We start from the raw sequence: 519 nt of genomic DNA on the forward strand, positions 1-519 counted from the left end.
CGACTGGCCCGTGAGCGCGGCGCTCGGGAACGCCGACAGGAACAGCACCGTCTGCGCGACGTCCTGCACCGTCGTGAACACGCCGTCGACCGTGTTGCCGAGCATCACCTTCTTCACCACTTCCTCTTCGCTGATCCCCAGTTCCTTCGCCTGCTCCGGAATCTGCTTGTCGACCAGCGGCGTGCGCACGAAGCCCGGACACACGACGTGCGAGCGCACGTTGTGCTTCGCGCCTTCCTTCGCCAGCACACGTGCCAAGCCCAGCAGCCCGTGCTTGGCCGTCACGTACGCCGATTTCAGCGGCGACGCCTCGTGCGAGTGCACCGAACCCATGTAGATCACGACGCCGCCGCGATCGTCCTTGTACATGTGCTTGAGCGCGGCCTTGGTCGTCAGGAACGCGCCGTCGACGTGGATCGCCTGCATCTTCTTCCAGTCGGCGAACGAGTAGTTCTCGATCGGGTTGACGATCTGGATGCCCGCGTTCGACACGAGGATGTCGACCGAGCCGAACGTTTC

1 protein-coding gene is annotated in these 519 nt (G+C 64.2%); it reads right to left on the minus strand.

The window, feature by feature from the left end:
• On the minus strand, positions 1–519 hold a 519-nt coding region (locus HWX25_RS32895; RefSeq protein ID WP_175912768.1), incomplete at both ends, for a 3-hydroxybutyrate dehydrogenase.

The organism is Burkholderia sp. BCC1640 (assembly GCF_902833125.1).
Taxonomy (GTDB): domain Bacteria; phylum Pseudomonadota; class Gammaproteobacteria; order Burkholderiales; family Burkholderiaceae; genus Burkholderia; species Burkholderia diffusa.